17 protein-coding genes and 1 pseudogene are annotated in these 19,448 nt (G+C 69.3%); 10 read left to right on the forward strand and 8 right to left on the reverse strand.

The genetic code is table 11. The annotated features are described in order from the left end of the window. Positions 1–363: 363 nt before the first annotated feature. The 6 genes from ABZ904_RS31830 to ABZ904_RS31855 all read left to right on the forward strand — a co-directional run bounded on the left by ABZ904_RS31830 (position 364) and on the right by ABZ904_RS31855 (position 4,553). Positions 364–1,143, forward strand: a complete 780-nt coding sequence (locus ABZ904_RS31830; RefSeq protein WP_359399253.1) for a YwqJ-related putative deaminase — start codon at positions 364–366, stop codon at positions 1,141–1,143. 5 nt (positions 1,144–1,148) lie between these two features. Beyond that, a complete protein-coding gene (locus ABZ904_RS31835) occupies positions 1,149–1,517 on the forward strand; it encodes a hypothetical protein (protein ID WP_359399251.1) in 369 nt (122 codons plus the stop codon). 307 nt (positions 1,518–1,824) lie between these two features. Continuing rightward, the gene (locus ABZ904_RS31840) at positions 1,825–2,415 is read left to right on the forward strand and encodes a hypothetical protein (RefSeq protein ID WP_360999616.1); all 591 of its coding nucleotides are present in this window, start codon (positions 1,825–1,827) and stop codon (positions 2,413–2,415) included. Between the two features lie 114 nt (positions 2,416–2,529). Further along, entirely contained in the window at positions 2,530–3,315 is a 786-nt protein-coding gene (locus ABZ904_RS31845; RefSeq protein ID WP_359399248.1) for a hypothetical protein, read from the forward strand. Between the two features lie 99 nt (positions 3,316–3,414). After that, positions 3,415–3,543 (forward strand): hypothetical protein, encoded by a 129-nt coding sequence (locus ABZ904_RS31850; protein ID WP_359399246.1) that lies wholly within the window; start codon positions 3,415–3,417, stop codon positions 3,541–3,543. Further along, positions 3,540–4,553, forward strand: coding sequence for a hypothetical protein (locus tag ABZ904_RS31855; RefSeq protein ID WP_359399244.1), 1,014 nt, complete (start codon positions 3,540–3,542; stop codon positions 4,551–4,553). Before ABZ904_RS31850 ends, ABZ904_RS31855 begins: the two co-directional genes overlap by 4 nt. Positions 4,554–4,704: 151 nt before the next feature. On the opposite strand, the gene ABZ904_RS31860 is transcribed toward ABZ904_RS31855, so the two are convergent. Continuing rightward, the gene (locus tag ABZ904_RS31860; RefSeq protein WP_360999621.1) at positions 4,705–5,157 is read right to left on the reverse strand and encodes a hydrolase; all 453 of its coding nucleotides are present in this window, start codon (positions 5,155–5,157) and stop codon (positions 4,705–4,707) included. 93 nt (positions 5,158–5,250) lie between these two features. On the opposite strand from ABZ904_RS31860, the gene ABZ904_RS31865 reads away from it, so the two are divergent. After that, positions 5,251–7,527, forward strand: a complete 2,277-nt coding sequence (locus tag ABZ904_RS31865) for an ATP-dependent RecD-like DNA helicase (RefSeq protein WP_359399240.1) — start codon at positions 5,251–5,253, stop codon at positions 7,525–7,527. A 348-nt stretch (positions 7,528–7,875) separates the two neighbouring features. Then, on the forward strand, positions 7,876–9,165 hold the full coding sequence (locus tag ABZ904_RS31870) for a citrate synthase (RefSeq protein ID WP_359399238.1): 1,290 nt from the start codon (positions 7,876–7,878) through the stop codon (positions 9,163–9,165). A 589-nt stretch (positions 9,166–9,754) separates the two neighbouring features. Here the strand turns inward: ABZ904_RS31870 and ABZ904_RS31875 are convergent. The 3 genes from ABZ904_RS31875 to ABZ904_RS31885 form a co-directional block, all read right to left on the reverse strand. Beyond that, a complete protein-coding gene (locus ABZ904_RS31875) occupies positions 9,755–12,073 on the reverse strand; it encodes a heavy metal translocating P-type ATPase (RefSeq protein WP_361827122.1) in 2,319 nt (772 codons plus the stop codon). Positions 12,074–12,160: 87 nt separating this feature from the next. Further along, positions 12,161–12,400: a heavy-metal-associated domain-containing protein gene (locus ABZ904_RS31880; protein ID WP_359399234.1), complete on the reverse strand. Its 240-nt coding sequence runs from the start codon at positions 12,398–12,400 to the stop codon at positions 12,161–12,163. Positions 12,401–12,734: 334 nt separating this feature from the next. Further along, positions 12,735–13,424, reverse strand: coding sequence for a TetR family transcriptional regulator (locus tag ABZ904_RS31885; protein WP_360999629.1), 690 nt, complete (start codon positions 13,422–13,424; stop codon positions 12,735–12,737). 232 nt (positions 13,425–13,656) lie between these two features. On the opposite strand from ABZ904_RS31885, the gene ABZ904_RS31890 reads away from it, so the two are divergent. Together ABZ904_RS31890 and ABZ904_RS31895 are read left to right on the forward strand one after the other, a co-directional pair. Then, positions 13,657–15,879, forward strand: coding sequence for an MMPL family transporter (locus ABZ904_RS31890; protein WP_361827201.1), 2,223 nt, complete (start codon positions 13,657–13,659; stop codon positions 15,877–15,879). Positions 15,880–15,955: 76 nt separating this feature from the next. Further along, the gene (locus ABZ904_RS31895) at positions 15,956–16,999 is read left to right on the forward strand and encodes a zinc-dependent alcohol dehydrogenase family protein (RefSeq protein WP_359399230.1); all 1,044 of its coding nucleotides are present in this window, start codon (positions 15,956–15,958) and stop codon (positions 16,997–16,999) included. Positions 17,000–17,135: 136 nt separating this feature from the next. Here the strand turns inward: ABZ904_RS31895 and ABZ904_RS31900 are convergent, their stop codons facing one another. The 4 genes and pseudogenes from ABZ904_RS31900 to ABZ904_RS31915 all read right to left on the reverse strand — a co-directional run. Then, the gene (locus ABZ904_RS31900; RefSeq protein WP_359399228.1) at positions 17,136–17,336 is read right to left on the reverse strand and encodes a MerR family transcriptional regulator; all 201 of its coding nucleotides are present in this window, start codon (positions 17,334–17,336) and stop codon (positions 17,136–17,138) included. Between the two features lie 378 nt (positions 17,337–17,714). Continuing rightward, on the reverse strand, positions 17,715–18,341 hold the full coding sequence (locus tag ABZ904_RS31905) for a chaplin family protein (RefSeq protein ID WP_360999634.1): 627 nt from the start codon (positions 18,339–18,341) through the stop codon (positions 17,715–17,717). A gap of 126 nt (positions 18,342–18,467) precedes the next feature. After that, positions 18,468–18,659, reverse strand: a complete 192-nt coding sequence (locus ABZ904_RS31910; protein ID WP_359399255.1) for a chaplin — start codon at positions 18,657–18,659, stop codon at positions 18,468–18,470. Between the two features lie 352 nt (positions 18,660–19,011). Next, a pseudogene (locus tag ABZ904_RS31915) lies at positions 19,012–19,278 on the reverse strand (rodlin); the annotation flags it as partial. Positions 19,279–19,448 lie beyond the last annotated feature (170 nt).

Raw genomic sequence — 19,448 nt, forward strand, 5'->3', positions numbered from 1 at the left:
GGCGACGTGGGCCGCGCCGGCGACGACGCCGCCGTCCATGCCGGCGACGACATGCCCACCGTGCACGCGGGCGGCGAGAACGTCCCGACCGTGCACACCGGGGACCACCTTCCCGGCGGGAACGCCGGAGACCACCTCCCCGGCGGAAGCGCCCACGAGCATGGGTCGGGTCCCTCGGCCGGCCATGAACCGCCGAGCACTCACCCCGGCGGTGACGGGACCCATCCGCACTCTTCCGCTTCGCACCAGGACGGCTCCACACCGCACACCCATGGCGACAACGGCGCACACAGTGCGACCGAGGGAGTCGCCCACCACGGAACAGGAGACGGCGTACACCACAGTGGGGAGGCGGGGCACAATGTGGGAGAGATCGTGCACCACAGTGCTGTTCCAGGGATTCCCGGTGCCGACGGTCTACCGCCCCACGAGATTCCGCACTTCCACGACCAAGTTCCGGACTTCCTGGACGGGATCCCGGACGACTACCGCGCTTCGGACGCCTTTGGCGGCCATACCCCGATGCCCGACGCCGGCCCGGGGGACAAGCTCCTGGGCAAGCTCGACGAAAGCCGAGTGGAAACTCAAAATGGACTGATCACCAAGGTCGACGGACACCCGGTCGAGAGCTTCATGCAGGCTCTGTCCCGAGAGCGGACCCATGTATATATTGAGGCCAAGAACACGGGTGATTTCCCGAAGACAGAAACCGGTCAGGCTGTCGGTGTGGTTCTGGACAGGCACACGGGGCTTGTCTTCGAAGGGATCAATGGACGGCCGGGTCAAGCGCTGATCCCCCTCGAAGACCTGCACCCGACGCTTGCCGAGCGCTATCACGAGATCTCAGGAAACAAACCGCATCCCGCTGAGTTGCTCGAGCACGCCGAGGTCAAGGCGGTGAATCAGCTACTGCACGAGCGCAGCAAGCTGGGGCTGCCCACCGATGCGCGGGGGATGGCTCAGATGCATGCCTCCGTCTACTTCCCGTTCATGAAGGAGCCCAACGCTCTGGGAGTAAAGGTCGTTCCGAAGCGAGCGCCCTTCTGCGTCAACTGTTCCCACCTCTTGCATGATGTCCCGAGCGGCTTCGGCCGGTTCCTGGGACACCCGCCCGACATCAACACGAACTACATTCCATGGTGATGTACATGCAGCGCATCGACCTAGACGATCCCGATGTGGACCTCGACTATGCCCAGCGACTCCTGTATCGCGGTGAACTCTTCACAGGGGAAGTCGAGGAGTACCTCGCCGGACACCGTGTGAGTCTGGTGACGTACACAGACGGGTACCGGGACGGTCCGTTCCGTGAGTGGTACAAGAGCGGGGTCCTGCGCGCGGAGGGGACGATGAGGACGGGTTCCCTGTCGGGTGAGTACAAGAGCTGGCACGAGAACGGAGTCCTCGCCGAGAAGAAGCTTCACAGTGCGGACGGCGGGACCCCGCTGTCCCATTACGAATGGGACGAGGAGGGGCGCCCGACCCGAGCGTGGGAGAACACCGCTTCGCAGGGCTGAATGGTGTAGGGCGGTGCTGTCGCGGTGAAGCTCGACCCCGAGACTTTCCCGGGAGTGGCACCAGAACGGCAAGCTCGCTTCGGAGAGGGTGCTCACGGAAGACGGGTTGACCCTGCTGTCGCACCAGGAGTGGGACGAAAGAGGACAGCCCGCGAGGGTTTGGCGCAAGGAGGACCGGCGCGACCTATGAGCGTCGCTTCCGGGAATGTTCCATCACCATCCCGGCCGAGCGCCAGGTCTGCCCGTTAGGAAACCGATGTCCACTTTGATGCGTGCACCCGAGCCGTGCGCCTCGTGGGAATGGGAGTTGGACGGCTTCGCGCCACCGGGACTCGACTCGGCACTGATGACCGCCGCACGGATGACGGTGGTGCTGCGCGAGCACGGGCTGCTGGAGCCGAGCAAACTGGAGTGGAAGTGGCTCCTCCCCGGGCGTGGCAGCATCGGGGCAGGCACGAGCCTCGCCCTGAAGGGCAGTCTCGATGAAGCCGAACTCGCACAGAAGATCCAGCTGTTCCGCCCCATGGGATTCCCCGATGCCGAAGTCGGCGCACTCGTCGTCTCCGGCATGGGCACGTGGCTCGATGCCGAGGGCAGGGAGCATCACGAAGCTGATCTGGTGGAGTTGACCGTCTACCCGGATGAGCGCCACCTCGCTGCTGAGCTTGCAGTCTTTCATGACATCTGGGGCTACTGCGACTTCAGGGGGAGCCCTCACCCGGATGTCCAGAAGCGGAACGCGCCTCGACTGAGTGCGACGGTGCAGGGACTCGAATCCTTGCTCGGAGCGACAGCCGAGCCGGGTGATCCGACCTACTTCGGGCACGCCGAAGGCTACGTCATCGAGAGGCCGGATCTGATTGACGGCCGGGGGCCCGACCTCACGGACATGCTGTGACGGTATTCCTGGGTGGGCGCCGGAGGCGTCGTTCTGCGAGTCGATGCCTTCGGCGCGAGCTGCAGCGGAAGGGCTGCTCCACCACCAACTGCGCCTGAAGGGGACGGATCCGTAGTGAGTACCGAGCTTTCGCGTACGGTCCTGGATCGCCTGCGCGCGGTCGGCTGGTACGGCGACTGGGACGTGGCGAGCGCCCGTACCCGTTCACGCGCCCTGCTGATGCGGGAGTACCTGCGCCGCGCCGCGCTGTGGGCGAAGGAGTACGGCGTCGAGGAGGAATGGCTTTTCTTCGACGTCACGGAGTTCGCCGACCCGGCTTTCCGGCTCGACCGGGAGCCGGCGGGCGAGTTGGAGGAGTTCCTGGAGCACAAGGTCTCCACGCCGTCCACGGCGAGAACCTGCCGTGGCGCCGTACGCTGGGCCGCGGCCGCGGCTGCGCACGGGGACAGGCTGCCGGCACTTCCGGAGCGGTACGAGCCATTGCTGCTCATGTACGAACGCGGTGGGGGCTACTCGATCGAGGAGTTCATCGACCTGTACGGCGTGATGATCCCGTACGGAAACTTCGAGTCCAACCTCGGCGTCGAGCCGTTCCTGTCGCTGGCCCCCAGCACGCTCGACGCCCTCGATGAGGGGGCCGAGGGCCGGATCACGTATTACGCGAAGATCAGCGACGGGTATCCACGGAGCAATCCGCGCGGGATCGTGCGACGGCGACTCGTCGGACGCGAGGCAGAGGCGCATGACGAGGCTTTCACCCGGAACCTTCACTGGGAACCCACCGAGTACCTGCGCCTGTACGAACTGGGGCACAACGATGTCGATCACGTGGAGATCCCCGAACGGGAGGCTGCCGCGTTCATCGAGTCGGCGACCGAGAGACTCACGGGTAAGCACTGACCGGCGCTGTGCCGGCCCGGTCCGTCACGTGGACTTGGAGCCCAGCGCTCGATTTACCCGCGAGTGATGGAGCGGGCCCGCCAGAGGTCGCGGAGCAAGGTGGAGAGTCAGATCGGACGGCTGCAGAAGGGATACGAGGGCAAGAACGTGCAGTTCGTCATTCGCACACCGGACGGAGTCGTCTTCGTTCCGCGTGGTGGCAAATTCACCCCGGAGGGAACGCCGTGATCGCGAGTACGCCTGTCGCCCGTTGGACCTGGGGCCGTAGCGACGAGGCGGCGGACGCCCTGGTCCGCTGTCTTCGTGATCTTTTGATCGCGTACAAGGTAATGGCCGTGCACGGGCTTGCCGCCGGCGAGCCGGCGGTGCGCGTGTCCGTCGCGGAGGCGGGTACGTCGAACAGTCGACTGTTCGGCGAGGAGCTCACGGTGCCCGGCGCGTATGAGGTCGCCGAGGCGGTGGAACAACTGGCGGCGAGGGTCAGGTCGGGCCTGCGCCCCGGCGAGGTCGGTTCCGGCGACGCCTCCGTCGACTGCGCCGGTGTACTGCTGACCGGGGAGGGTGAAGTCCTTCAGGAGGGACTGTTCCGACTGGGGGCTTCCGCGTTCGCCGACTTCGTCTCCGTCGATCTCGTCACGTTCTCGGACGCCTGGATGCCCTACGACTTGAAGGGACGCCCTCAGCCCGGCATCTCCGAGGCCAACGCGCCGCGCCTGGCTGCCGTGCTGAATGATCTCGCGGTGGCACTCGACTCGGAGACCGACCCGGATGATCCCACGTACTTCGGCCGGCCGACCGAGTCCGGTGTCGGGAACTTCTTCGGCGCCGACGGTGCCGCCTCGGACGTCTGGGGCAGCTTTGAGATTCCCTACCGGAACCGGGTTTTCCAGCACGCTCCGGGGTTTGCCGAGCCCGGCTACAAGCGCTCGGCGGACGGCGAGGTCCGTTACGTTCCCGTACACGGGGACCATGGACTCCTCGGCTATCTGTGGGCGTCCGACACCGAGCGGGCGGCAGGCTTCGAGCCGAGGGACGACGCCGACGAGGACGGGTACAAGGCCGGCCTGCTGTGGCTGGATCGCCTGCGCGCCGCCCATGATCGCGGTCTGACCCCGTCGGCGGCGCTGACCGAGGCGTCCGGTCTGCCGGATGAGGCCGGTGCCGGCCACGTGGACCCCATGGCCGAACCGCGCACCGCCGACCTCACCACCCTGCGCGAACTCGCGGCCGGCGGGTGACCACGGAGTGGTTGACGCAGGACGGTACTTCTCGGCGACGTCGGCGTCCGCGTGGAACAGCTGCGCTGATGGGCGACCGGACGTCCGGAGTCGGGAATGGGGGAGGACGGCACACTCCGAGGTGAAGTGACCTTGCCCAAGGAGAGCGCCGTCAACCCCCGTCGCCGAACGCCCCGTCCGCCCGCCTCGAGTTCACCCGCTTGATGCCGACCAGCACCCGGTACCGCTCCCGCGCCGCGAACTCCGCCGGCTCCCAGACCGCCGGCCGGCCCACCTCCGCGCACAGGTGCAGCACCCGTCCCTCGCCCACCCGCACCCCGACATGGGCGCCGTACGGGGCGGCGGTGGCGTTGAACAGCATCAGATCGAGCGGCCGGGCGGCGGACACCCGGACCGTGGCCCGCGTGTCCGTCCACAGGTCGCTCGAGCGCAGGGCGGGTGGGGTCAGGCCGAAGTGCCGGAGCACCTCGTAGGCGAACAGCTGGCAGTTCGCACCCGCCGCAAGGCCGGGGCGCGCCGCCACCGCCGGCGACCCCGGGAAGCGGGAGCCCACGTAGGGAACGCTCCAGAAGGCGGACGGCAGGTCGCGGAGCACCGGATCCATGGCCCCATCATGCAAGGCCCTCGGATCCGCCGCGGCCGCGCGGGAAGGGCGCCGGGGGCACCGACTGTCAGTCCTCTTCGGTAGCGTCGGATCATGACCCAGGAGGCGAGTCGGGCGGAGCAGGCGGGTGCCGGTGAGCGGCGTCTGGCCGTGCTGGAGGGTGTGCTCGAGCGCATCACGTACGCCAACGAGGAGAACGGGTACACGGTCGCCCGCGTCGACACCGGCCGCGGCGCCGCTGATCTGCTCACCGTCGTGGGCGCGCTCCTCGGTGCCCAGGTAGGGGAGTCGCTGAGGATGGAGGGGCGCTGGGGCTCCCACCCCCAGTACGGCAAGCAGTTCACCGTGGAGAACTACACGACGCTCCTGCCGGCCACCGTCCAGGGCATCCGCCGCTACCTCGGCTCGGGTCTCGTCAAGGGCATCGGCCCCGTCTTCGCCGACCGCATCACCCAGCACTTCGGGCTCGACACCCTGCAGATCATCGAGGAGGAGCCCAAGCGGCTCATCGAGGTGCCGGGCCTCGGCCCGAAGCGGACCAAGAAGATCGCCGACGCCTGGGAGGAGCAGAAGGCGATCAAGGAGGTCATGCTGTTCCTCCAGACCGTCCAGGTGTCCACGTCCATCGCCGTGCGCATCTACAAGAAGTACGGCGACGCCTCCATCTCCGTCGTCAAGAACCAGCCCTACCGCCTCGCCGCCGACGTCTGGGGCATCGGATTCCTCACCGCCGACCGGATCGCCCAGTCCGTCGGCATCCCGCACGACAGCCCGGAGCGCGTGAAGGCCGGCCTCCAGTACGCCCTGTCGCAGTCCACCGACCAGGGGCACTGCTACCTCCCCGAGGAGCGGCTGATCGCGGACGCGGTCAAGCTGCTCCAGGTCGACACCGGGCTCGTCATCGAGTGCCTGGCCGAGCTGGCGGCGCCCCCCGAGGACGACTCGGACCCCGGTGTCGTACGGGAACGGCTACCGGGACCGGACGGAGGGGATCCCGTCACCGCCGTCTACCTCGTCCCCTTCCACCGCGCCGAGCTCTCCCTCTCCGCCCAGCTGCTGCGTCTCCTGCGGACGGAGGACGACCGGATGCCCACCTTCCGGGACGTGGCGTGGGACAAGGCGCTGGGCTGGCTCAAGGGCCGCACGGGAGCCGAGCTGGCGCCCGAGCAGGAGGAGGCGGTACGGCTGGCGCTGACCGAGAAGGTCGCCGTCCTGACCGGAGGGCCCGGCTGCGGCAAGTCCTTCACCGTACGGTCCATCGTCGAGCTCGCCCGGGCCAAGCGGGCCAAGGTCGTGCTCGCCGCGCCGACAGGGCGTGCCGCCAAGCGGCTCTCCGAGCTCACGGGTGCCGAGGCCTCCACCGTCCACCGGCTGCTCGAACTGAAGCCCGGCGGTGATGCGGCATACGACAGGGACCGTCCCCTCGACGCCGATCTGGTCGTCGTCGACGAGGCCTCGATGCTCGACCTGCTGCTCGCCAACAAGCTGGTCAAGGCCGTGGCACCGGGTGCTCATCTCCTCTTCGTCGGCGACGTGGACCAGCTCCCGAGCGTCGGCGCGGGAGAGGTCCTCAGGGATCTGCTCGCCGACGGGAGCCCCATCCCGGCCGTCCGCCTCACCCGCGTCTTCCGCCAGGCCCAGCAGTCGGGCGTGGTCACCAACGCGCACCGCATCAACTCCGGGCAGCACCCGCTCACCGACGGCCTGAAGGACTTCTTCCTCTTCGTGGAGGACGACACCGAGGAGGCCGGCCGGCTCACGGTGGACGTGGCGGCGCGGCGGATCCCGTCCCGGTTCGGGCTCGACCCGCGCCGGGATGTGCAGGTGCTCGCGCCGATGCACCGGGGACCCGCCGGGGCCGGCACCCTGAACGGGCTGCTCCAGCAGGCGATCACCCCCGCCCGACCCGACCTGCCGGAGAAGCGGTTCGGCGGCCGGGTCTTCCGTGTCGGCGACAAGGTCACCCAGATTCGCAACAATTACGAAAAAGGGGAAAACGGTGTCTTCAACGGCACCGTGGGCGTGGTCACCTCGCTCGACCCGGTCGATCAGCGCCTCATGGTGCTGACGGACGAGGACGAGGAGGTCCCGTACGAGTTCGACGAGCTGGACGAGCTGGCGCACGCCTACGCGGTGACCATCCACCGCTCCCAGGGCAGCGAGTATCCGGCCGTGGTCATTCCGGTGACCACCGGGGCGTGGATGATGCTCCAGCGGAACCTGCTGTACACGGCGGTGACCCGCGCCAAGAAGCTGGTCGTGCTCGTCGGTTCACGCAAGGCGATCGGACAGGCGGTGCGTACGGTGTCGGCGGGCCGGCGCGGTACGGCCCTGGATTACCGGCTGTCCCCGAGACGCCTCGAGGACTGAGCCCGGGCATCCCGGTTCCAGATCGCCCCGGGGTCCCGGAAGGGCGGGGTCCGGACCCGTCTCCGGAGCCACGCAAGGGCAGACTCCAGACCGTCCCCGAGGCCTTCCGGGGCTGAGTTGCAGGCCTCCCGACGGCAATCCAAAAAAATGATCGATCAAACGAGTCGCAAAGGTCACAGAGCACTTCCGGAACCGCGCGGAGGCGGGCAGGATGAGCCAGTTGACGGCACTCAGTGCCGCCGATGAGCCCAAGGGTCGACCCCGAGTGCACTCTCCTGCGCCAAATGGGGGATGGTAGAGACAGTCAGGGCACCTCGAAGATGAGGCACTACGTCGGTGAGGGAAGACGTGAGCGACAACTCTGTAGTACTGCGGTACGACGGCGGCGAGTACACCTACCCGGTGGTCGACAGCACCGTCGGCGACAAGGGCTTCGACATCGGGAAGCTCCGCGCCCAGACCGGTCTGGTCACCCTGGACAGCGGTTACGGCAACACCGCAGCATATAAATCCGCCATCACCTACCTCGACGGCGAGAAGGGCATTCTCCGGTACCGCGGCTACCCGATCGAACAGCTGGCCGAGCGCTCCACCTTCGTGGAGGTCGCCTACCTGCTGATCAACGGTGAGCTGCCGTCCGTCGACGAGCTCTCCGCCTTCAAGAACGAGATCACGCAGCACACCCTGCTGCACGAGGATGTCAAGAACTTCTACACGGGCTTCCCGCGCGACGCGCACCCGATGGCGATGCTCTCCTCGGTGGTCTCCGCGCTGTCCACGTTCTACCAGGACAGCCACAACCCCTTCGACGAGAAGCAGCGCAACCTCTCGACGATCCGCCTGCTCGCCAAGCTGCCGACGATCGCCGCGTACGCCTACAAGAAGTCGATCGGGCACCCCTTCGTCTACCCGCGCAACGACCTCGGCTACGTCGAGAACTTCCTGCGCATGACCTTCTCCGTCCCCGCGCAGGAGTACGACCTCGACCCGGTCGTCGTCTCCGCGCTGGACAAGCTGCTCATCCTGCACGCGGACCACGAGCAGAACTGCTCGACCTCCACGGTCCGGCTGGTCGGCTCCTCGCAGGCCAACATGTTCGCCTCGATCTCCGCCGGCATCAACGCGCTGTGGGGCCCGCTGCACGGCGGCGCCAACCAGTCCGTCCTGGAGATGCTCGAGGGCATCCGTGACTCCGGCAACGACGTCGACACCTTCATCCGCAAGGTGAAGAACAAGGAGGACGGCGTCCGCCTGATGGGCTTCGGCCACCGGGTCTACAAGAACTTCGACCCGCGCGCCAAGATCATCAAGGCCGCCGCGCACGATGTGCTCTCCGCCCTCGGCAAGGAGGACGAGCTCCTCGACATCGCCCTCAAGCTGGAGGAGCACGCGCTGTCCGACGACTACTTCGTCGAGCGCAAGCTCTACCCGAACGTGGACTTCTACACCGGCCTGATCTACCGCGCGATGGGCTTCCCGACCGAGATGTTCACGGTCCTGTTCGCCCTCGGCCGGCTGCCGGGCTGGATCGCCCAGTGGCACGAGATGATCAAGGAGCCGGGCTCGCGCATCGGCCGTCCGCGCCAGATCTACACGGGCGTGGTAGAGCGCGACTTCGTTCCGGTCGAGGAGCGCTGAGTATTTCCGCGTACGTGAGGCGTTTGTCTCTGTGTACGTAAGGCGTACGTCGTCGTAGAGCGACGTACGCCTGGTGCGTGTTGTGCGTCATGCGATAAGCGGAAGGCGCCCTGCAGACGGTCCCCCCACGGGCCGGCACACAGGGCGCCTTCCCATGTCCCGGTGCGGATTCCCCCCACGGGATCCGGCCGGGCGTCTGCGGGACAGCGCCTGAATCGCTGCGAGCAAAACGAGCACAACTCGGCGTACCACTGCGATGCGGTCTGCCGGGACGCGTACCGACGGGAGGGCCGCTCAAAGCTCCCCGGTGTACGTGCCCCGGCAACGCAGTTCCTGGGAACGTCCCCCAAGACATCCCCAGATGTCAGTCACGCCCCCCAAGACGCTTCTGACATCGCCAACTTAGACTCACGAACCCTTCCGCTGGTTACGTTCACATCATTGTGATCTGCATCTCTTGCATATGTCCTGAAGGTGCGCAAGAGCCCCGAAAAGGCGATCGAGGCCCCAGCGTAAGGATGATGCGCGAGCCTTGTGAAGAGCTTATGTGAGGCACGCCTCGGACTCTAGAGGGGCTGCGGCTCTCGCGTCAGGAGAACGTCCGGAGCCGAAGGCTGTTCGTGACGACGAACACCGAGGAGAACGCCATGGCCGCACCGGCAATCATGGGGTTGAGGAGCCCGGCGGCGGCCAGCGGCAGAGCGGCCACGTTGTATCCGAACGCCCACACGAGGTTTCCCTTGATCGTGGCAAGCGTCCGCCGCGACAGCCGGATCGCGTCCGCCGCCACCCGCAGATCACCGCGCACCAGCGTGAGATCGCCGGCCTCGATCGCCGCGTCCGTGCCGGTACCCATGGCGAGGCCCAGATCGGCGGTGGCGAGCGCGGCGGCGTCGTTGACGCCGTCACCGACCATGGCGACCGTCCGCCCCTCGGCCTTGAGGCGCCGGACGACCTCGACCTTGTCCTGGGGCAGCACCTCGGCGATCACCTCGCCCGCGTCGATGCCGACGGCGCGCGCCACGGCCTCCGCCACCGTCCGGTTGTCACCGGTCAGCAGGACCGGCTTCAGCCCGAGCGCGCGCAGTTCCCGTACGGCTTCGGCACTGCTCTCCTTGACCGCGTCGGCGACGGTGAGCACGCCCAGGGCCACGCCGTCCCGGGCCACCACGACGGCCGTACGCCCCTCCGTCTCGGCCCCGGCCTTCGCCCGGCCCAGGGAGGCAGGGAGGGCGCCCGGGAAGCGGCCCACGGTGACCTCGTGCCCTTCCACGCGCCCGCGGACGCCCAGCCCGGGGACGTTCTCGAAGCCCTCCACCTCAGGAAGGCCGCCGACGCGCTCCTGGGCGCCCGCCGCGATCGCCTGGGCGATGGGGTGCTCGGAGGCGTGCTCCAGGGCGCCCGCGAGCCGCAGAACCTCCTTCTCGTCGGCGTCCTCGGCGGAGTACACCCCCTGGAGGGTCATGCGCCCGGTGGTGACCGTGCCGGTCTTGTCCAGGAGCACCGTGTCGATCCGGCGCGTGGACTCCAGAACCTCCGGGCCCTTGATGAGGATGCCCAGCTGGGCGCCGCGGCCCGTGCCCACCATCAGCGCGGTCGGGGTGGCCAGGCCCAGCGCACAGGGGCAGGCGATGATCAGCACCGCGACGGCCGCGGTGAACGCGGCCACCATGTCGCCGGTGACACCGAGCCACACCCCGAACGTGCCCAGGGCGATCAGCAGCACGACGGGGACGAAGATCCCGGAGACGCGGTCGGCGAGCCGCTGCACGTCGGCCTTGCCGTTCTGTGCGTCCTCGACGAGCCGCGCCATCCGCGCCAGCTGGGTGTCGGCGCCGACCCGGGTCGCCTCGACCACCAGCCGGCCCCCCACGTTCACGGTCGCGCCGGTCACGGCGTCGCCGGCCGCCACGTCGACCGGCACCGACTCCCCGGTCAGCATGGAGACGTCGACCGCGGAGACCCCCTCGACGACCGTCCCGTCCGTGGCGATCTTCTCGCCGGGCCGTACGACGAACCGGTCGCCGACGGCCAGCCGCGCCACCGGAATGCGCAGCTCACGAGCGACGGCCCGTTGCGTGCCATCGCCGTCACCCTGGAGCGCGTCGCGCCCGCCCTCCTCGTAGCGCAGGACCGCCACGTCCTTCGCGCCGAGTTCCAGCAGCGACTTCAGCGCCGCGCCCGCGCGCCGCTTGGAGCGGTCCTCCAGATAGCGGCCGAGCAGGATGAGCGCGACGACTCCGGCCGCCACTTCGAGATAGATGGTCGAGGAGCCGTCGGTGCGCGAGACGGTGAGGTCGAAGCCGTGACGCATGCCGGGCATCCCGGCATCTCCCCAGAACAGCGCCCACAGGGACCAGCCGAACGCGGCGAGCGTGCCGACCGAGACCAGGGTGTCCATGGTCGCGGCGCCGTGCCGGGCGTTGGTGAACGCGGCCTTGTGGAACGGCAGTCCGCCCCATACGACGACGGGAGCGGCCAGCGTCAGTGAGAGCCACTGCCAGTTGTCGAACTGCAGGGCCGGCACCATCGAGAGCAGCACGACGGGCAGGGCGAGCAGCGCCGAGACGGTGAGGCGCTGACGGAGGGCGGCCGACTCGGGGTCCCGGCCGCCGCCGTCGGTCCCCTCGGGCACGTCGGCCGCTTCGGGCCGGGGCGGCGGGGGTTCTTCCGCGGTGTAGCCGGTCTTCACCACCGTGGCGATCAGGTCGGCGACCTCGATCCCCGGGGCGTACGCGACCTTCGCCTTCTCTGTGGCGAAGTTCACCGTGGCGGTGACGCCGTCCATGCGGTTGAGCTTCTTCTCGACCCGGGCCGCGCAGGAGGCACAGGTCATGCCGCCGATGGTGAGCTCGACCTCGGCGGGTGCGGCGACCTCTATCGGGGCGGGTGCTGTGGTGCTGGTCATGTCCGGACTCCAGACAACGGACCAGGCCGTGCGGAGCCAGTATCAGCTGGTCGGCACGGCCCGGTGCGGAGAGCAGATGCTGGTGCTTCAGGCCCTGCCGACGAGTTCGAAACCGGCCTCGTCGACCGCGGCCCGCACGGCCTCGTCCTCGAGGGGCGCGGCGGAGACCACGGTCACCTCGCCGGTGGATGCGACGGCGGTGACCGAGCTGACTCCGGTGATCCCGGAGATCTCGCCGGAGACGGCGCCTTCGCAGTGCCCGCAGCTCATTCCGCTCACCTTGTAGACGGTCGTCACGGAACCAGGGGCGTCGGTCTGCGCGGTCATTACTTACTCCTCGAGGAGGCGCGTGAGGCTTACGTGTAACCACACTATACCCCTAGGGGGTATTCATCAAAGAGGTTCGGGGCGCGTCGCGGGTGCGGGCTCCTCGGGTCCGGGATCCGGCGCGCGGGGTCGGGCGGCGGCGTGCCGGGGCCGGGCTGCGGACCTGGGCTGCCGCGCGGGCCCGTCTGCCGTGCGGGGTCGGCGGGCGGGGTGGGGTGGGGTGCGCCGGGGCCGCGGTGTGGGGCCGGGGCTGGGTGGGGGGGTCGGGACCGCGGGGTGGGGCTGCCGCGCGGGCGCGGCTGCCGTGCCGAGCCCCGGCGGCCGCGCGACGGCCTCAGGGGCTGGGCTTCTCGCCCAGAAGCGGCTCCAGATACCGGTACATCACGCTCTTCAGCTCGGCGATGTACGCCTCCCGCTCCACGCCCTCGTGGGACATGATCAGGTCGAGGCCTGCCTTGAAGAGGGCGAGCGCCATGTTCGCGGTCCGGGAGCGCTCGTCGGACGGTGTGGTCGGCAGATAGCCCGCGACCATCTGCTCGATGCGGGTGAGCGAGGCCTCGTGCAGGGTGTTGTGCTCCTGGGCGATCGGTCCGGGGGTGTCGGGGCCGTGCAGGAGGACGGCGAAGGCGGGGTTCTCGACGTTGAAGGCGATCAGCGGGTCGAGGGTCGCGTCCAGCATCTCGGCCAGGGGCAGCCCGAGGTTCTCCTGGGCGAGGGCCCGGTCCTGCGACTCCTGCCACTGCCGCAGCAACTCGTCGCCGAGGCTGATCGCGATCGCTTCCTTGTTCGGGAAGAACTGGTACAGCGTGCCCGGGGAGACGCCGGCTTCCCGGGCGATCGCGTTCGTGCTCGCGGCGGTGTAGCCGGTGCGGCAGAAGACCGTGGCGGCGGCCTGCAGGAGCTGGGCGATGCGGCGCTCGCCGCGCGCCTGACGGCGGCGCGGCCTGGTCTCCTGCGGCTGCTGCTCGGCCGGTTCCGTGGCCGGCCCGGTGACCGGCCCCTCCGTCTGCTGACTCTTGGGCACGCGTTATCCCCAGCTTCTCGGAACGCGATTGACAAAAACGAGCGGGCGCTCGCATTCTTGGAACGCGAGCGAAGACTCGTGTTTGCCAGTCTATGTGCAATGGACGACCCATGCCCCCTGCACGGACGTACAGGATGCGGGGTCACGGTGAAGGGGACACCGCATCATGGCCGAAGTCAACAACACAGTTCGCCGGGACAGGCGCGACGAAGGGGGCGGATCCGAACCGGGCATGGACCCCGGGGGTACAGGACCGGGAGGTGCGCGGCCCGGCGGCTGGACCCGCTTCGTGACCGCGCGGCCCCGGCTGTCGCTGCTCGTCGCGTTGCTGCTCACCGCGCTGGCCGTGATGGCCGGCAGCGGGGTCGCCGACCGGCTGGGCAGCGGCGGCTGGCAGGACCCGGCCGCCCAGTCCACGTACGCGACCACGGCGCTGGAGCGTGAGTTCCCCGCTTCACAGCCCAATCTGCTGCTCCTCGTCGACTCCGGGCACAGGTCCGTGGACGATCCGGCGGTCGCCGCCGAGGCCGAGCGTCTGACCGCGCGGCTCGCCTCGGAGCGCGGTGTCACAGGAGTCGGCTCCTACTGGAAGTCGGGCGCGCCCGCGCTGCGCGCCGCGGACGGCCACGAGGCGCTGATAGCGGCGCACATCACGGGCGAGGAGAAGACGGCGAGCGACACCCTGGACCGCATCGCGCCCTCCTACCGGGGAGCACACGGCCCGGTGACGGTGAAGGTCGGCGGCCCGGTCGCCGTGCGCTCCGAGATGCAGACGACGATCCAGGAGGACCTGGCCCGGGCGGAGCTGATCGCCCTGCCGGTCACCCTGGTGCTGCTGGTGATGGTCTTCGGCAGCGCGGTCGCGGCCCTGCTCCCGCTGGGCATCGGCATCGTCGCCATCCTCGGCACCAACGCCGTGCTGCGCGGGCTCACCGAGCTCACCGACGTGTCCGTCTTCGCGCTGAACCTCACCACGGCCCTGGGCCTCGGCCTCGCCATCGACTACGCGCTGTTCATCGTGCGCAGGTTCCGCGAGGAACTGTCCACGGACGGCGACCCGTTGAGCGCCGTCGCCGTGACGCTGCGCACCGCGGGGCGTACGGTCCTCTTCTCCGCCCTGACGGTGGCCGTCTCCCTGGCCGCGATGCTGGTCTTCCCCCAGTACTTCCTGCGTTCCTTCGCCTACGCCGGGATCGCGGTGGTGCTCCTGGCCGCGGCGGCAGCCCTGGTCCTGCTCCCGGCGGCCCTGGTGCTGCTGGGCCACCGGGTGAACGCCCTCGACCTGAGGCGGCTGTTCAGGCGCGGGGCCCCGCGGGAGACCCGGCAGGGCACCGGCTGGGGCAGGATGGCCACGCTCGTCATGCGGCGTGCCCCGGTCTTCGCCGTGGCCACCACGGTCGGCCTGGTGATCCTCGGACTGCCCTTCCTGGGCGTGAAGTTCGGCACGGCGGACGACCGCCAGCTGCCTTCGGGCGCCGAGTCCCATGTGGTGCAGCAGCACATTCGCGACGGGTTCCCGGGCAGCCCGGGCGGCGCCCTGGAGGTGCTCGCCGAGGGACGGGCCACCCCGGCGCAGTACGCCGCCTACAAGGACCGCGTCGCAGCTCTGCCCGAGGTGCAGCGGGTGGACGGACCGCTGGTCAGCGGCGAGAAGGCGTACTTCACGGTTCAGCCGAGGGGCGAGGCGGTGGACTCCGGAGCGCAGCGGCTGGTCGGCGAACTGCGCGGCGTCCGAGCCCCGTTCGACACCTCGGTGACGGGCACGGCCGCGATCCTGGTGGACTCCAAGCACGCGATCACCGAGTGGCTGCCCTGGGCGGCGGCCGTCATCGCCGCTGTCACCCTGCTCCTGGTCTTCCTGCTCACCGGCAGCGTGCTGATTCCGGTGCAGGCGGTCCTGCTCAACGCACTGAGTCTCACGGCGATGTTCGGTGCGGTGGTCTGGGTCTTCCAGGACGGGCATCTGTCGGGCCTGCTCGGCTTCACCAGTCCGGGCTCGATCGAGACGACGCTGCCGGTCCTGATGTTCTGCGTGGCCTTCGGTCTCTCCATGGACTACGGCGTCTTCCTGCTGTCCCGTATCAAGGAGGAGTACGACCACACGGGCGACCACCGTGAGGCGGTGCGCTTCGGGTTGCAGCGCACCGGCGGGCTGATCACCGCGGCGGCGGTCATCCTGGCGGTGGTGATGGTCGCGATCGGTACCTCACGGGTGACCAACACCAAGATGCTCGGTCTGGGCATCGCGCTGGCGGTCCTGATGGACGCGATGGTCGTGCGCAGCCTGCTGGTCCCGGCGGTGATGCGACTGACCGGCCGGGCCACCTGGTGGGCTCCCGCACCGCTGCGGCGCTTCCACCAGCGGTTCGGGCTGCGCGAGGAGGAACCGGTGGCGGTCATCGTCCAGGAACCGGAGGCCGACCGGGACCGCGACAAGGCCGGGGCGCGCGGCTAGCGTTCCGTCGAAGGGATGATCTCCGGGTTCGGGCCCGGACCCGGAGATCGCAGACGCGGGCGGAGGGTGCGGTCGTATGCGTGCGGTGGTGTTCGAGCGGTACGGAGAGCCGGCCGAGGTGCGCGAGGTGGCGGACCCGGAGCCTTCCGAGCACGGTGTCGTGGTGCGCGTCGAGGCGACGGGCCTGTGCCGCAGCGACTGGCACGGCTGGATGGGACACGACCCGGACATCACCCTTCCCCATGTGCCAGGCCACGAACTGGCGGGTGTGGTCGAGGAGGTGGGCGCCGCAGTGACCGGGTGGCGGCCCGGCGACCGGGTCACGGTGCCTTTCGTCTGCGCCTGCGGGACCTGTCCGTCCTGCGCGGCGGGCGACCAGCAGGTGTGCGAGCGGCAGACCCAGCCGGGGTTCACGCACTGGGGTTCCTTCGCACAGTACGTGGCGCTGGAGCACGCGGACGTGAATCTCGTCGCGGTCCCCGAGGACATGTCGTTCCGGACGGCCGCGTCGCTGGGCTGCCGGTTCGCCACGGCCTTCCGCGCGGTCGTCCAGCAGGGCCGGGCTGCGGCGGGGGAGTGGGTCGCGGTGCACGGCTGCGGCGGTGTCGGCCTCTCGGCGGTGATGGTCGCGGCGGCGTGTGGTGCGAGGGTCGTCGCCGTCGATGTATCGCCTCAGGCCCTCGACCTGGCACGGAAGTTCGGGGCGGCCGAGTGCCTTGACGCCACGGCCACCGAGGACACGGCGAAGGCCGTCCGCGCCCTGACGAGCGGCGGTGCCCACGTCTCCCTCGACGCACTCGGCTCCCCGGCGACGTGTGCCGCATCGGTGAACGGCCTGCGCCGCCGCGGCCGTCATGTCCAGGTCGGCCTGCTGCCGTCCACCTCGGGTACGACCCCGGTGCCCATGTCCCGGGCCATCGCCCTGGAGCTGGAGATCCTCGGCAGCCACGGCATGGCGGCCCACACCTACCCGCCCATGCTGGAGTTGGTCCGCTCCGGCGCCCTGCGCCCCGACCTCCTGGTCACCTCGACGATTCCGTTGAGCGCGTCCCCCGAGGCCCTGGCAGCGATGGGTACTGCCCCGGGCAACGGAGTGACGGTGATCGAACCGTGGATCTGAGACGTCATCGACGGACGGGCCGGGTCGTCGCGGTCCCTTCCGGCCCCCGGAGCTACGCACCCGGCACGGCCGCGAAGGCGACGACGGGCGAGTGACCCGCCCCGCGTGGGGCGGGCCGTCCGCCGAACCGGAAGAGTCAGGTCTCTCCGCGGCCGCGATTGCCGGGGCGGGAGGCCACCCAGTGCCGCACCGTGTCGGCGTACCAGTAGGGCTTTCCGCCCTCCACATGGTCGGGTGGCGGAAGCAGTCCGTGTTTGCGGTAGGACCTCACGGTGTCCGGCTGCACCCGGATGTGCGCGGCGATCTCCTTGTAGGACCAGAGACGACGTTCGGTCATCAGCAGCACCTCCCCGCGCGCGCCGCGGCGGCGACCTGGGGGAGGTCGTCGGGGGAGCCGGGCGCTGCGCTGGCGATCACAAAGCCTGTGCTCCCTCAACGAGGCACCTCGCGAAGCGGACAGGGCTTGTGAACCGGGTGTGACGGAAGGGCCGCGTATCCGGGACATGTGTGACACGGAGGAGTTCTTTGTGACACGGATGATGAATTCGAGGCCGTCAAAGGCGTCTTCGCCGCCCCGGACCCACCTCCGAGCTCCGCACACGGATACGGCCCAGGGGCGGCACCCGTGTGAATGGGTTACCGCCCCTGGGCCGTGCCGTGAGGAGGAATTGTGCGGCGCGGGTGCCGGGCGCGCGAGGTGCCCGGCACCGGCCCGCTAGCGGTGGGACGTGGTCCTGCCCCGTCGGTACAGGATGAGCCCGCCGGCCAGCATCGCGACGCTGACCGCCGAGGCCGCGAGCAGACCCTCGCTGCCGGTCTCGGCCAGGGCGGCGGGCGCCACATGCGTCTGCGTGCTGGGCGAGTTGATCGCCGGCACGCCGATCTCCGGCGTGTTCGGCTGCTGCTGGGGAACGCTGGGCTGCGCGGGGTGTTCTTGGCCGGTCTGGCTGGTCCCCTGCGCCGGTGTGTGCGAGACGCCGACACCAGGCTGGGTCGTGCCGGGGCCGCTCGAGCACGGGGCGCAGCCGGAACCGCTGTCACGGGGGGTCTGCGCCGGGACGGAGGGGGGCTGCTGCACAGGGGCCGCCTGCGCCGCGGGGCCGCCGTTGGCACAGGAGTTGCCGAAGGCGGGGTTCAGCGCCGCGGCCACATTCACCGTGTTGCCGCAGACGTTGACCGGGATGTGCACGGGGACCTGGACGGTGTTGCCGGACGCGACGCCCGGTGATCCGGCCGCGGTGCTGTCGGCCTGCGAGTCCGCGAACACCGGGCTGCCGCACAGGGAGAGGATGCCCGTCGCGGCGGCCGCCGCGACCATTCCCCTGCTCAGGGTCTGTCGCAATCTAGTTGTCTTCCTGCTGGTAGTAGTGGGAAAGCCGGCCCTGGAGCCGTGAAGTGCAGTCCAAGGCCGGCCCTGACACGGCCGGGCGGCTGGTGAGTGAGGACATCAGCCGCGGCGGCTATGACGTCAGCTGTTGGAGCACGCGTTGCCGAACGCCGGGTTCAGCAGCGCGATGACGTTGACCGTGTTGCCGCACGCGTTGATGGGCACGTGCACGGGAATCTGGATGACGTTCCCGGACAGAACACCCGGAGAGTTGACGGCGGAACCTTCGGCGCCCGAGTCGGCCATCGCCGGAGCAGCCATTCCCAGGGCCATGATGGCGCCGGCGACAACGGCAGCGCTCTTCTTGTGCTTCACGTGGTTTCCCTTCTGTGCGGTCGTGCCCCTGTGACGGCCGGAGCCGAGCGAGCACAACTTGAACAGCTCGCCGCACGACCTGCACACTGTGAAACGAGGAATAGGCGGCTGAAGCAACTCCCGAACTGCATGCGCCAACTGATTCACCCGAACGCCGTCAGTGAATTCATACGCAAAGCGCATCGGGGATCGATCCGATCGCGCAAGAGTCGAGGCAATGCACCGAGCAGGATGGGGAGTTGCTCCAGGGCACGCCCCAACTCGACGCTGGTCTGCTCGGTGCGGGCAGTGGCGTGCAGCCCGAACCTCGGCTGTTGCCGGTGTCGTTGCCCGCCAGGACCGGGATGTCGTTCGCGAGGTGCGAAAACGATTCGTCACCCTTGGCCCAGGTCGAGTTCCCGGCGCAGTGCTGGTTCTGCGCGGCTGACAGGACCGGCACGTCCTGGGCCGCGACCGGCACGAGACCCATGAGCGATCCGGCGTTCGCCTTCGCCGGCGGGCCTACGCAGAGCCTGTCGAGCGAGCCCCGGACGAGCGGCTGCTGCGGACGCCGGCCATTCCCTTGCGGAACATTTCCCGTACCTTTCCCGGCCAAGATCCATGGTCCTGCTCTGCCACCGACCCGGCCCTCTCGGAGTGGTTTCGGAAATTCACCCGGACGGGCCGGTCCACGGCGGCTGATTCGGTCATTCCGCAGGTGGGACACGGCTCTGTTCCACTCCTCCGTATGGACCATCGGAGTGAATG

Source organism: Streptomyces sp. NPDC046900, from assembly GCF_040644975.1.
In the GTDB taxonomy this organism is placed as follows: domain Bacteria; phylum Actinomycetota; class Actinomycetes; order Streptomycetales; family Streptomycetaceae; genus Streptomyces.